This is a genomic window from Enemella evansiae, assembly GCF_004362375.1.
GTDB classification, from domain to species: Bacteria; Actinomycetota; Actinomycetes; order Propionibacteriales; family Propionibacteriaceae; genus Enemella; species Enemella evansiae.
Genome location: NZ_SNXA01000013.1, coordinates 18,656 through 32,028, shown reverse-complemented (window position 1 = coordinate 32,028; position 13,373 = coordinate 18,656). Strand labels below are relative to the sequence as shown.

Genomic DNA, 13,373 nt, shown 5'->3' with positions numbered 1-13,373 from the left:
TGCCTGTCAGCAGGTCGCGCGCTCGGCCGCTCAGCCCGCTGACAGAGAGGTCAGAGCATGTCCTTGGCAGCCACACCGGCGCCCCCGACGACGATCCGGGGCGTGCACGACGTCATCCAGTTCACCAACTCCCGGCCACGGATCAGCGGTCGGGCCGGAGTCATCTGGTGGCTGGCGCTCGCAGGTCTGTTCCTCGACGCCTTCTCCAATTCCGCACTGAGCGCCGGTCTGGCGCCGATGACCAGGGACCTCCAGCTCTCCGCCGCGCAGGTCGCGCTGCTCACCTCGATGGCCTCCTGGATCTCGATCTTCTTCAATCCGATCGGTGGCTGGCTGGCCGACAGGTTCGGCCGGGTGATCCCGATCGTGGCCGCCAAGGTGCTCTACGTGGTCGGTGCGGCGCTGGCCACCTTCGCACCCAGCTTCGAACTGGTCGTCGCCGGACGGTTCTTCGTCGGTGCCGCCTACGGCATGGACTTCGCGATCGCGATGGCGCTGCTCGGCGAACTGACACCGAAGAAGTTCAGCTCCCGGATCAACACCTGGCAGGGAATCTGGTACACCGCGGTGACCAGCAACCTGCTGCTGGCGCTGGCCTTCTACAACCTGGACGTCGGTGACGCGATCTGGCGCTATGCGATCGGTGCCACCGGGGTCGTCGCGATCCTCCTCTTCGTGCTGCAGTTGACCTTTCTGGTGGAGAGCCCGGCCTGGCTGGCCCGGCACGGGAATCTGGAGCGAGCCGCCGAGTCGATGACCAAGATGTATGGTCAGCCGTTCGTCGCCGCACCCGAGGGCGAACGACTGCCGATCATCAATCTGGCCAACAAGGGCATCCGCAACGTGCTGCTGATCTTCCGCGGCATCTATCTGCCCCGGACCGTGTTGGCCACCACGGTGCAGCTCGGCCAGTCCATCCAGTACTTCGCGGTCGGCTGGTACCTGCCGGTGATCAGCCTGGCGATGTTCGGCAACGACTTCGTCTCCGCCACCACCGGCACGATCGTGTTCAACCTCTTCGGCATCATCGGCGGTTTCGCATCCCCATGGATCGGGAAGAAGCTCGGCCTGCGGCGGGCCTCGGCGATCGGTTTCACCGTGGTGTTCGTGCTGCTGGTGATCCTCGGCCTCGGATTCCAGAAGATGCCGCTGTGGTTGGCCTTCCTTGTCCCGTCGCTGTTCATCCTGTTCCACTCCGGCGGCCCGGGTGCCAACGGCAAGTCGATCTCGACCCTGTCCTTCCGCAGCGAACTCCGTGCCGGTGCCAACGGGCTGATCGGAGCGATGGGCGGCCTCGGCGCAGCCCTCGGTCTCACCGTCTTCCCGATCTTCCGGGAGAACTACGGACTCGGCAACACGTTCCTGATCCTCGCCGTCGTGCCACTGATCGCCGCCATCATCTGCTGGGTGGTGCGCTGGGAACCGACCCGCGCCGCGGTCGACGTCGATGAAGAGGCGGACGCGCCCGGCTTCAGCGACGAGCCGACCAGGACGAAGGTGATGTGAATGCCGGAGGCGATCCTCTCCATCGACGAAGGAACCAGCGGCACCCGCGCGGCGATCGTGGACGCCGACGGCCGGACCCACAACGAGCACTACCAGCGGCTGACCACCGACAGCCCAGCACCCGGTCTCGTCGAACAGGACGCGGCCCGGATCCTGAGCGCCACCCGCGACGTGCTCACCGCCACCTGGTCAGAGCACGACCCGACCCGGCACCAGGTGGTCGGGGTGGCGGTCAGCACGCAGCGGGCCACCGCCGTGCTCTGGGACACCGTCACCGGCGAACCGCTCACCCCCGCGGTGGTCTGGCAGGACACCCGCTATGCCACCGAGCTGGCCGAGGCGTACGCCGACAGCTGGGACGAACGGCTGCGCGCCCGCACCGGTCGACCCACCGGGGTGCGCTCGCCCTACCTGTGGGCCGCGCACCAGCTGCGGGAGAACCCGCGCGTCTGTCAGGCGTACGCCGACGGCCGGCTCGGATTCGGGACCATCGACACCTGGCTGATCTGGAACCTCTCGGCCGAACGGGCGCTGGTCACCTCGGCCACCAACGCGACCGCCGGGGGAGCGCTCGACCTGCGCGAGTTCTGCTATCTCGAGGATTGGCTCACCACACTGGGATTTCCGCCCGAACTCGCCCCCCGCCTGATCGACGACGCCGCGCCCGTCGGCACACTCGATGCCGAGCTCGTCGGCCGGCCGCTGCCGATCCTGGCGGCCGTCGGCGACCAGCACGCGGCGCTGGTCGGGCTGGGTTGCACCCACAGCGGCGATGCGATGGTGGTGCACGGCACCGGCAGCTTCGTCGACCTGTGCACCGGTGATGACTGGCCGGCAGCGGAGTCGGCACCCGACGGCACGCTGGTGCTGACCGGGTGGCGGGCGGCCGGCCGATCCAGCTACACCCTGGAGACGTTCGCGGCCGCCACCGGGTCGGCCCTCAGCTGGGCCTGCGACCGGCTCGGCTGGTTCGACTCGCCCGAACAGATGACCGAGATCGCTGCCAGCGTTGCCGATTCCGGCGGGGTCACCTTCCTGCCCAGCATCACCGGGATGCGCAGCCCGGTGATGGCACCGCACGCCCGTGGCGCGTTGCGCGGGTTGAGCACCGCCACCACCGCGGCGCACGTCGCCCGGGCGATGGTGGAGGGGGTGGCGCACTTCGTCACCCAGGCCAATGAGGACAACGTCTCCACCGCCGCGGTGCGCCCGACGCGGATCAACGTCGGCGGCGGGCTCGCGGCCAGCGACCTGCTGCTGCAGGTGCAGGCCGACCTGATGGGGATCCCGGTGCATCGAGTGCGCGGCGCGGCCAGCGCCAGCCTCCGCGGGGCGGCGTACCTGGCGGGCAGCCAGCTGCCCGGCTGGCCGGCCCTGGGCGATCTGCCCGACAACACGCTGCGGGTCTTCGAACCCAGCATCTCGACGGCCGCCCGGCAGCGGGCCCGGTCCGCCTGGCGGGCCGTCGTCGACCAGGAAGTCCAACTCGGACGAGAGGAATCATGAAAAGGATCAGTCTTCCCGGGCGCCGGGAGAGCCGGCAGGCGAGAGAACTCGTGCTGGATCGCCCGGTGCCGTTCGACCGCAGCACCAACCTGGACCGGTTGGCCGCCGAGAGCTTCGACGTGGTCGTCGTCGGCGGCGGGATCACCGGTGCCTACACCGCACTGGACTGTGCACTGCGTGGCCTGCGGGTGGCGCTGGTGGAGAAGGACGACTTCGCCAGCGGCACCTCCTCCAAGTCCTCCAAGATGGTGCACGGCGGGCTGCGCTACATCGAACAGGGCAACCTTCCGCTGGTCCGGCATTCGCTGCTGGAGCGGCAACGGTTGCGCGACAACGCCCCGCATCTGGTGCAGCGGCTGCCGTTCATGTTCCCGGTGCTGGCCCGCGGTGGTGCCCTGGACCCCCGGCTGGCCAGCGGGTTCGAGGCGTTGCTGTGGTCCTATGACGCGGCCGGTGGCTGGCGCGAGGGCCGCCTGCACCAGCGGTTGTCCCGCAATGAGGTGCTCGCCCGCTGCCCGACGCTGCGGGCCGAGGAACTGCGCTACGGATTGCTCTATTTCGACGCCCGCACCGACGACGCCCGGCTCACGCTCACCGTCGCCCGGACCGCCGCCCTGCACGGTGCCTGCGTGGTCAACCATGCCCGCCTCAGCGAGGTCTGCCGCAGCGGGGGACGGATCAGCGGGGTCGAGGTGCAGGCCGAGGATCGCACGATCACCGTGCCCACCCGGTGCGTGGTGATGGCGACCGGGGTGTGGTTGCGGGACTTCTCCGCGGCCGGACCCGAGGCCGAGGTGCCACCGATCCGGCCCGCCAAGGGCGTCCATGTGGTGCTCCCGTGGCGGTTGATCCGCAATGACTGCACGGTCACCGTGCCGGTACCGGGACGGACCCGGCGGGCCACGATCACCCGCTGGGGGGACTACAGCGTGCTCGGCACCACCGATGAGGACTACCAGGGCGACCTGGACTCGGTGCACTGCACCAGCGAGGAGCGGGATTTCCTTCTGGAGGGGGCGAATTCTGCCCTCCGGGTCGATCTGAAACCCGAGGACATCACCGGTTCGATCGCCGGCTGCCGGCCACTGATCGCCCCACCCGGCGGCAAGACCCTGGAGGTCAGCCGGAACCACGAGATCCGGACCGATCCCGATGGTCTGGTCACCGTCGTCGGTGGCAAGCTGACCACCTCCCGGCACATGGCCGAACAGACCGTCGACGCGGTCAGCGCGGTCCTGGATCGCCGGACCCGCTGCCGCACGCAGAAGGCGCCGCTGGTCGGCGGCGTCGGTTTCGACCCGCAGGCGTCCCAGGTCACCGGTGGGCTCGCCGCCCATCTGGGGGAACGCTATGGCACCGAGAGCCACTTCGTCAGCGAGCTGCTCACCGAACCGGGCGCCGATGACCCGCTGGTGGCCGGATTGCCCTACATCCGCGCCGAGGCGGTCCATGCGGTGCGCCACGAGATGGCTCGCACGATCGATGACGTGCTGTCGCGCCGGACCCGGGCGCGGCTCTATCGCCGGGACGCCTCGGCCGAAGCCGCCGGCGCGGTGGCCGCGATCCTGGGTAGCGAACTCGGGTTGGACCAGGCCGCGCTGGAAGCGCAACTCGGGGCGTACCGGAACTCGACCGAACTCGAACGCAACATCCTGATGGGAGTCCACGAATGATCAGCGCAGAAGCGATTCGCCGCGGTTACAACCACGGTCGATACACCGTCGGTGGACCGACCACTCCCGGTTGGGCGGTGCCGGACAGCGCGGCGGGGGAGCACTCGCTGCAGACCGATCCGGTGGTCGTCCCCGACGAGGTGCTGGACGAACTGCGGGCCACGGGGGCCACCGTCGCGACCACCGAACGTGAACTGATCGACGGCACCCGGGACTGGTGGGCCCGTTCGATGATCGCCGAGACCTCGGGGAATCCCGCGACACCGGTCGGTGCGATCGTGCGGGTCGAGACCGAGCAGCAGGTCGTCGAGGTGCTCCGGATCGCCAGCAGCACGGGGATTCCGGTCACCGCCTCGGCCGGCCGATCCAATGTCACCGGTGCCGCGCTGCCGCTGCGGGGCGGGATCGTGCTGGACCTCTGCGCGCTCAACGAGATCACCGACCTGGACCGCACCAGCCAGATCGTCGAAGTCCAGGCGGGGATGTTCGGGGACGTCTTCGAGGAGCAGTTGCAGCAACAGGGATTCACCACCGGCCACTGGCCGTCGTCGTTCGGGTTGAGCACCGTCGGCGGATGGGTCGCCTGCCGCGGGGCCGGACAGTTGTCGACCCGCTACGGCAAGATCGAGGACATGGTGGTCGGGCTCGACGTCGTGCTGCCCGACGGCACCGAGCTGTCCCTGGGACACAGCGCCCGCGCGGCCGTGGGGCCGGATCTGCGGGCCCTGTTCATCGGGTCCGAGGGCACCCTGGGGGTGATCACCCGGGTACGCCTCCAGGTGCACCGGTTGCCCAGCTATGCGCGGGCCTTCGCGTACGGCTTCGCCAGTTTCGCCGACGGACTGGAGGCCTGCCGGGAGATCATGCAGCGCGGTGCGACCCCGGCGGCGCTGCGGCTCTATGACGAGTTGGAGAGTGGCCTGCAGTTCGATCTGCCGGACACCAACGTGCTGCTGGTCGCCGACGAGGGGCCACAACCCCTGGTGGATGCCGGCCTGCAGATCGCCGAGGAGGTCTGTGCCGAGACCGGCACCCGGCTGGACGGGGACGCGATCTTCGAACGCTGGTTGGAAACCCGGATGGTGACCGGCAAGAGTGCCGAGGGGTTCAAGGCCGACCCGGGCTTCGTGTCCGACACCCTGGAGATGACCGGCCGCTGGCGGGATCTGCCGGCGATCTATGACGAGGTGATCGAGGCGCTGACGTCGGTGCCGGGTACGCTCGCCGGCTCGGCGCACCAGTCCCACGCCTACGTCACCGACGGCTGTCTCTATTTCTCGCTGCGCGGCAAGGTCGAACCCGAGCGGCGGGCCGACTGGTACCGGGCGGCGTGGGATGCGGCCAATGAGGTGGTGCTGCGGCACGGGGCCACGCTGAGCCACCACCACGGGGTGGGCCTGCTGCGCGCGCCCTACATGCGGGAGTCGCTGGGCGAATCCTTCGCGCTGCTGGAGACCATCAAGCGGGTCGTCGACCTGGACAATCTGCTCAACCCGGGCAAACTGGGGCTGTGAGCGGACTCGCGCAACTGCAGCAAGCGGTCCGGCAGCATCCGGTGATCGGTGTGCTCTACGGGGTGGACAGCCTGCCCGCACTGCTCGGCTCGGACTGCCGGGCGGTCGTGGTGGCGAACATCGATCTGCTGCTGTTGCCCAAGGCGCTGGAAGTGCTGACCCAGCAGGGAATCCTCAGCATCGTCAACATCGACTCGATCCCGGGGCTGGCCCAGGATCGTGGCGGGGTGGACTATCTGCAGGCGCTCGGTGCCGTCGGTGTGGTGTCGACGCGGGGCTCGCTGATGCAGCGCATCCAGCACGCCAAGCTGTTGGCGATGCAGAAGGTGTTCGTGACCGACCGTTCGAACCTGCCGCGTGCCCTGGACTCGGTCCGCACCTCCCACCCCGATCTGGTCCAGGTGATGCCGGGGCCGGTGGTGCCGCGGATCGATCCGGAGGACCTGCGGGTGTTCGAACCGTTCATCGTCTCCGGTTTCGTCACCGACGAGAACGACGTGCGGGCCGCCCTGACCGCCGGTGCGATCGGAGTGACCAGTCACAGCACGGAATTGTGGGCGGCTACCCGATCGCCGTAGCGGTCTGTGGTGTCCGTTCAGAACGGTGCCTTTCTGCCTACCGGGTGTATGCAGAATGGCATCGTTCTGCAGGCCTACCTGGAAGCGGTGGCGAGCCGATCGACGGACAACACCTGCCCGGGATGGACAACACCGAATGCTGGCGCGGGCCGGGCCGGAGGGCGGCACGGGCGGCGTGGTACGCGCAGCGACGAGTCGAAGGGTCAGACGGTGAGGCCGTACTGCACCTGGTCGGTGGGGGTGGCGCGGGCGATGTCGGGGGTGCGCTCGAAATCCTGCCAGGACAGCAGTTCGGCGAGGAACGGGGTGATCCCGTCGGCGGCGCGGCGGACGCCTTCGATACCGGACCAGCCGTCGCCGAGTTCGCGGGCCATCGAGGTGACGCCGGCATCGGTGATCCCGCAGGGCACGATCCGGTCGAACCAGGTCATGTCCGGGTCCACGTTCAGGGCGAAGCCGTGCATCGAGGTCTTGTGCGCCACGCGTACCCCGATCTGGCCGATCTTGCGTTCCTCACCGCGCTCGTCGGCGGCCAACCAGACACCGGCCCGCCCGGCGACCCGGCCGGTCTCGATGCCGACCGAGGCCAGGTAGCGGATCAGCGCCTCCTCGACCCGGCGGATGTAGTCGACCACACCGATGTCCTCCGGCAGCTTCACGATCGGGTACCCCACCAGCTGACCGGGCCCGTGCCAGGTGATCAACCCACCGCGGTCCACGTCGACGACCGGGGTGCCGTCGACCGGCCGGTGCTCGGGTTGGGTGCGCCGCCCGGCGGTGTAGACCGGCGGATGTTCCAGCAGCAGCGCCACATCGCCGCGCTCACCCGCGGAGACCTGGGCGTGCAGCGTGCGCTGCAGGTCCCACGCCTCGGTGTAGTCGATGTGTCCCAACCACTGGAAATCGAGCATGTCTGCGAGTGTACGCCCGCGGCGGATGGGGGTTGTGCTGCGCCGGATGGACCGGAATAGTTGCACGTGCATCGACTTGTCGAGAGGAGCCCAGCGATGGCCAAGACCGAGATGGAGCCGGTACGCGATCAGGCCAGCGATCACCTGCTGACGCCCGAGAACTGCGTGCTCACGCTGATCGACTACCAGCCCGAGCAGTACCACACGATCACCTCGACCTCCCGGGAGCGGATCGACCTCAACGTGGTGGCCCTCTGCCGACTGGCGACCTCCTACGGCGTACCGGTGGTGCTCTCCACCGTCGGCGTCGACCTCGGAGTCAACGAGGGCACCGCGCAACTGATCCGCGACGAGCTGCCCGGCGTACCCGAGATCGACCGCACCGGGGTGAACTCCTGGGAGGACGCCGACTTCCGGGCCGCCATCGAGCAGACCGGCCGCAAGAAGGTGGTGATCGCCGGCTTGTGGACCGAGGTCTGCATGACCTTCCCGACCCTCGACATGCTCGCCGAGGGTTACGAGGTCTACCCGGTCATCGACGCGATCGGCGGGATCAGCACCGTCTCCCACAACCGGGCCATCGAGCGCGTGGTCGCCGCCGGCGCCCAGCCGGTGACCGCGATCTCCTTCGGCTCGGAGCTGATGCGCAACTGGGCCCGCGAGGAGTCGGACAACCTGCGCAAGGTGATGAACTGGTACTTCCCGCGCAAACAGCAGCTCGACAAGGCCGAGGGCGTCCAATTCGACAACAGCTGATGCAGGCCGAGCTGACCCGCCGCAGCGCCGCCGTACCGGTCTGGCGGGCGCTGCTCGAGGTGTACGCCGACCTGCTCGGTGAGCTGGGCCGCCGATTGCAGGCCCGGCACGGGCTCTCGGTCACCGAGTTCGATGTGCTGATCAACCTGGGCCCGACCGAGACCTGCCGGCATCGCGAACTGGCCGGCCGGGTGCTGCTCAGCGGCAGTGCGCTGACCCGGTTGGTGGATCGGCTGAGCGCGCGTGGGTATCTGACCCGCACGCGTGCCCACGACGACGATCGCGGGGTGTTGATCGCGCTCACCGATACCGGCCGGGTGCTGCGTCGCGAGGCGGCCCGCACCAACAATGCCACCATCCGCCGGGCCTTCGCCGGGCTGACCGACGACGACCTGGTCACGCTGACCGCCCTGCTCGGACGGATCGGCGTACCCACCGAGGAGGAGGAACTCCGATGACCGAATCGACGAGCCAGACCACCGTCCAGGTGCTCCGCGGGCGCGAAGTGCCGCTCGGCGGCGTCCGGGCACTGGAGGTCCGGCGTACCCTGCCGCACCGGGACCGCTCGTTCATCGGCGCCTGGTGCTTCGTCGACCACTACGGCCCCACCCGGGTCGTCGATGCCAGCCGCGACGGGATGGACGTGCCACCGCATCCGCACACCGGGCTGCAGACGGTGTCCTGGCTGTTCGCCGGGGAGATCGAGCACCGCGACTCCAACGGCGTGCATGCGATGGTCCGCCCCGGCGAGGTCAACCTGATGACCAGCGGCCGCGGGATCGCGCACTCGGAGGTGTCCACCCCGGCGACCAGCACCCTGCACGGGCTGCAGCTGTGGGTCGCGCTGCCGGAGGTGGACCGCGAGATGGCCCGGGACTTCCAGCACCATGTGCCGACCGAGACCGAACTGGCCGACGGGGCCGGGACCGCGCTGGTGTTCATCGGCGAGCTGCCCGGGGTGGCGGCCTCCCCGGTCCGCACCCAGACCCCGCTGCTCGGCGCGGAACTGAGGCTGGCGCCGGGTGCGGAGTTCGAGCTGACCCTGGACCCGGGTTTCGAGCACGCCTTCCTGGTCGACAGCGGCACGCTCACCGTCGCCGGGCAGCAGCTCGGTCCGGCCGATCTGGGCTGCATCGATCCCGGGCCGGATTCGGTACGCCTGCAGGTCGGCTCCGAGCCGGCACGGGTCGCGCTGTTGGGCGGTACGCCCTTCACCGAGGAGATCGTGATGTGGTGGAACCTGATCGGCCGCACCCACGAGGAGGTCGTCGCGGCCCGCGAGGAATACGAACGGCACTCGGAACGCTTCGGCGAGGTGCCCGGATACGAGGGCCCGGAATCCCGGATCCCGGCACCCCCGCTGCCCACCGTCCGGCTCCGCCCCCGCAACCGCCGCGGCCGCGTCGGCGGCTGACCCCCATATTTTCAACCCACACAGCAGAAGGAGCCCCAGATGGCCGATGTCGAAGTCCGCAACAACCCCGAGAAGAAGCGCTACGAAGCAACCCTGGACGGTGAGCTCGCCGGCTTCGCCGAATACCAGCTGACCGACGAACTGGTGGTGTTCACCCACACCGAGGTGGAGCCGAAGTTCGAGGGCCGGGGTGTCGGTTCGGCGCTGGCCCGGTTCGCCCTCGACGACGTGCGCGCCGAGGGCACCCGCAAGGTGCTGCCGATCTGCCCGTTCATCAAGGGCTGGATCGCCCGGCACGAGGCCTACGTCGACCTGATCTACGGCATCAAGAAGAGCACCGCCACCGACTGAGTCCACGCCGGCAGTCGAAGCCAACGCCTCAACTGCTCAGCTCGGCCAGTGCTTCCCGCGCGAGGATCGCGAAGATCTCGTTGACCCGCTCGGTGTCGGGGCGCGGTGAGCTGGTCAGCACCGCGAGCTGGTAGGCGTTGCCGGCCGGGTCGAAGGCGATGCCGACGTCGTTGGCGGTGGCATCGATCCCGGAACCGGTCTTGTCGGCAAGCGTCCAGCCCGCCGGCAGACCGGCCCGGAACCGCTGGTCGCTGGTCTGGTTCCCGAGCATCCAGTCGGTGAGGCGACGCCGGGCCGGCGTACGCAGCGCACGGCCGACGATCATCGCGGCGAACAGCGCACCGATCGCCCGCGGGCTGGTGGTGTTGCGGTCACCATCGGGTGTGTTCAACTCCGGTTCCCATTCGGTGAGCTGGGTGACGGGATCGCCGTTGTCGCGGGCGAACCGGGTGATCGAGTCGGGCCCGCCGGTCAGCGACATCAGGGCGTTCGCGGCGGTCGAATCGCTGAGCTGGATCGCCGCCCGGCAGACCTCGGTCACCGAGGGCGCACGGCGGGCCGCGATCTGCTCGGCGAACCATGCCGGGCCCTCGCAGATGGCCTCCGGCGGCAGGAACACCGGCCGGTCGAGGACCTTCGGATCGGGGGTGATCAACCGGCCGTCCAGCACCGCTGCGGCGGCGATCGCCTTGAACACCGACAGCATCAGGAAGCGCTCGTCGGCGCGGTGGTCCAGGCGACGGCCGCGGTACGGGCCGGTCAACGCGGCCGCGGACAGGCCGATCCGGACGTCATGGCGTCGTTCCAGGTCCGCGATCAGCGCGGCGATCCGGCCGGCGTCCCTTGCGGTGCCCGGCGCAGCTGCTGCGGGCCGGATGCCGGTGATACCGGAGGCGGCCGCAGCAGCGCCGAGACCGATGCCGGCGAGGACCCGGCGACGGGTCACCGCAGTCGTGGTGGGATGCGAATCGGAGGCAGTGTTCTGGGTTGAGGAATCCATGGCGCCAGCGTGCGACATCCGCAACGGGCAGCACCAAGACCTTGCCCGGCCCGACCGATAACCGCTGCGCTATCGGAACGGACGAAGGGCCGGTACGCCTCGGCGTACCGGCCCTTCTCTGTCTGGTTTTTCTTGTCTGGGTTGAAACTCAGAGACCGAACTCGGCCCCGAAGTCACCCTCCTCCAGCCGCTCCTTGACCGTCGACAGGTAACGGGCGGCGTCCGCGCCGTCGACCAGTCGGTGGTCGTAGGTGAGCGAGAGGTACATCATGTCGCGCACCGCGATCGTCTCACCCAGGTTCTTGTCGGTCATCACCATCGGCCGCTTCACCAGCGCACCGGTGCCCAGGATCGCGACCTGCGGCTGGTTGATGATCGGGGTGTCGAACAGGGTGCCCGCCGACCCGTAGTTGGTGATCGTGAAGGTGCCACCGGTCAGGTCGTCGGGGGTCACCTTGCCGGTCCGGGTGCGGTTGGCCAGATCGGCGATCTTCTTGGCCAGCCCGCCGATGTTGAGATCACCCGCATCGGCGATCACCGGCACCATCAGCCCGCGCTCGGTGTCCACCGCGATGCCGATGTTCTCGACATCGGAGTAGGTGACCGTGCCGGCCTCGGTGTCGATGGTCGCGTTCACCTTCGGGTGCTGGCGGAGCGCCTCCACCGCGGCCTTGGTGATGAACGGCAGGTAGGACAGCGAAGCGCCGTTGCGCTTCTTGAAGTCGTCCTTGACCTGGGCCCGGATCCGGGAGATCAGGGTCAGGTCGACCTCCACGGTCGCGGTCAGCTGGGCCGAGACCTGCAGCGACTCCACCATCCGCTTGGCGATGGTCTGCCGCATCCGGGACAGCTTCTCGGTGGTACCGCGCTTGGCGTCGGCCTCGGCGGAGGTCTGCCCGCTCGGTGCGGCGGCGGCCGCGGGAGCCTCGGCCTCGGCCGGAGCGGCGGCGGCCTTCTTGGCCTCCTCGGCGGCGGCCAGCACGTCCTGCTTGCGGATCCGGCCACCGACCCCGGTGCCCTTCAGGCTGGACAGGTCCACATCGTGCTCGGCGGCCAGCTTGCGGACCAGCGGCGTCACGTACGCCGAGTCGTCCCCCTGGCTGCGCGGGGCGGCCTTCGGTGCGGCGGTCTCCTGCTGCTTCGGCTCCGGCTTGGATTCCTGCTTCGGCTCGGGCTTGGACTCCTGCTTCGGCTCGTCGTCGGTCTCCGGTGCCGGGATCGGCTCCTGACCACCCTCGTCACCGGCCTCGGTCTGGTCCTCGATGCCGGAGACGCTCTGCGCGTCGTGATCGTCCGCCTGGGTGTCGGTGGCGTCCTCGGCGGCACCCTCGCCGGCCGGCGCGCTGGCCGACGAGGCGGGCTTGCCCGCATCCGACTCGCCCGCATCGGACTCGCCCGCATCGGACCCACCGTCGGCGCCCTCGTCGCCGATGATCGCGAGCACGGCACCGACCTCGACGGTCTCGTCCTCACCGGCCTTGATCGACAGCAGGGTGCCGGCGACCGGGGAGGGGATCTCGGTGTCGACCTTGTCGGTGGAGATCTCCACCAGTGCCTCGTCGACCTCGACCTGGTCACCCTCCTGTTTGAGCCAGCGGGAGATGGTGCCCTCGGTGACCGACTCGCCCAGCGCGGGCAGCGTCACCTCGGTGCCGGAGTCGGACTTGTTGGTACCACCGGTCGGCTTCGGCTGCTCGGCCGCGGTCGCCTGGTCGTCGGACTCGGCCTCCTTGCGGGCCTGCTCTCCGGTCTCCGCGGCCTCGTCGGCGGTCGGGTCATTGTCCTCATCGGCGGCGCGCTGCGGCTCGGACTCCGGCTCCTCATCGGCGGAGTCGTCGTCGGCGGACTGGTCGTCGGAACCGGAATCGGAGCCGGCCGACTCGCCCTCCTCACCGATCACCGCGAGCACGGCACCGACCTCGACGGTCTCGTCCTCGTCCACCTTGATCTCGAGCAGCACACCGCTGGTCGGGCTGGGGATCTCGGTGTCCACCTTGTCGGTGGAGATCTCGAGCAGGGCCTCGTCGGTCTCCACCTGATCGCCGACCTGCTTGAGCCAGCGGGAGACGGTGCCTTCGGTGACGCTTTCGCCCAGTGCGGGAAGGGTTACATCGGTCGACATGATGAGTACGAGGCTCCTTGGTCAAAGTTCAGTTGCAGTGGT

General features: G+C 69.3%; 12 protein-coding genes. 9 read left to right on the top strand and 3 right to left on the bottom strand.

Annotation, left to right across the window (positions count from 1 at the left end):
• The first annotated feature begins 57 nt into the window (after window positions 1–57).
• From C8D81_RS17735 to C8D81_RS17715, 5 genes are read left to right on the top strand one after another with little or no spacing between them, the layout of a single operon-like run.
• Window positions 58–1,506 (top strand): MFS transporter, encoded by a 1,449-nt coding sequence (locus C8D81_RS17735; RefSeq protein ID WP_133626507.1) that lies wholly within the window; start codon window positions 58–60, stop codon window positions 1,504–1,506.
• Window positions 1,507–3,012: an FGGY family carbohydrate kinase gene (locus C8D81_RS17730; RefSeq protein ID WP_094403390.1), complete on the top strand. Its 1,506-nt coding sequence runs from the start codon at window positions 1,507–1,509 to the stop codon at window positions 3,010–3,012.
• Window positions 3,009–4,685, top strand: coding sequence for a glycerol-3-phosphate dehydrogenase/oxidase (locus C8D81_RS17725; RefSeq protein WP_133626506.1), 1,677 nt, complete (start codon window positions 3,009–3,011; stop codon window positions 4,683–4,685). The genes C8D81_RS17730 and C8D81_RS17725 overlap by 4 nt, the downstream gene beginning before the upstream one ends.
• Window positions 4,682–6,199, top strand: coding sequence for an FAD-binding oxidoreductase (locus C8D81_RS17720; protein WP_133626505.1), 1,518 nt, complete (start codon window positions 4,682–4,684; stop codon window positions 6,197–6,199). The genes C8D81_RS17725 and C8D81_RS17720 overlap by 4 nt, the downstream gene beginning before the upstream one ends.
• Window positions 6,196–6,777 (top strand): glycerol-3-phosphate responsive antiterminator, encoded by a 582-nt coding sequence (locus C8D81_RS17715; protein WP_166646878.1) that lies wholly within the window; start codon window positions 6,196–6,198, stop codon window positions 6,775–6,777. The genes C8D81_RS17720 and C8D81_RS17715 overlap by 4 nt, the downstream gene beginning before the upstream one ends.
• Before the next feature lie 203 nt (window positions 6,778–6,980).
• Here the strand turns inward: C8D81_RS17715 and lipB are convergent, their stop codons facing one another.
• Window positions 6,981–7,688, bottom strand: coding sequence for a lipoyl(octanoyl) transferase LipB (gene lipB, locus C8D81_RS17710; RefSeq protein ID WP_208109378.1), 708 nt, complete (start codon window positions 7,686–7,688; stop codon window positions 6,981–6,983).
• Window positions 7,689–7,784: 96 nt separating this feature from the next.
• Between lipB and C8D81_RS17705 the strand changes: the two genes are divergently transcribed.
• From C8D81_RS17705 to C8D81_RS17690, 4 genes are read left to right on the top strand one after another with little or no spacing between them, the layout of a single operon-like run.
• Entirely contained in the window at window positions 7,785–8,444 is a 660-nt protein-coding gene (locus C8D81_RS17705) for an isochorismatase family protein (RefSeq protein WP_094403394.1), read from the top strand.
• Window positions 8,444–8,902 (top strand): MarR family winged helix-turn-helix transcriptional regulator, encoded by a 459-nt coding sequence (locus tag C8D81_RS17700; protein WP_094428222.1) that lies wholly within the window; start codon window positions 8,444–8,446, stop codon window positions 8,900–8,902. The genes C8D81_RS17705 and C8D81_RS17700 overlap by 1 nt, the downstream gene beginning before the upstream one ends.
• Window positions 8,899–9,858, top strand: a complete 960-nt coding sequence (locus C8D81_RS17695; protein ID WP_094356461.1) for a pirin family protein — start codon at window positions 8,899–8,901, stop codon at window positions 9,856–9,858. Before C8D81_RS17700 ends, C8D81_RS17695 begins: the two co-directional genes overlap by 4 nt.
• A 39-nt stretch (window positions 9,859–9,897) precedes the next feature.
• Window positions 9,898–10,209, top strand: coding sequence for a GNAT family N-acetyltransferase (locus C8D81_RS17690; protein ID WP_133626502.1), 312 nt, complete (start codon window positions 9,898–9,900; stop codon window positions 10,207–10,209).
• Window positions 10,210–10,237: 28 nt separating this feature from the next.
• Here the strand turns inward: C8D81_RS17690 and bla are convergent, their stop codons facing one another.
• A complete protein-coding gene (gene bla, locus C8D81_RS17685) occupies window positions 10,238–11,209 on the bottom strand; it encodes a class A beta-lactamase (RefSeq protein WP_166646877.1) in 972 nt (323 codons plus the stop codon).
• A 148-nt stretch (window positions 11,210–11,357) separates the two neighbouring features.
• Entirely contained in the window at window positions 11,358–13,331 is a 1,974-nt protein-coding gene (sucB, locus tag C8D81_RS17680; RefSeq protein ID WP_133626501.1) for a 2-oxoglutarate dehydrogenase, E2 component, dihydrolipoamide succinyltransferase, read from the bottom strand.
• Window positions 13,332–13,373 lie beyond the last annotated feature (42 nt).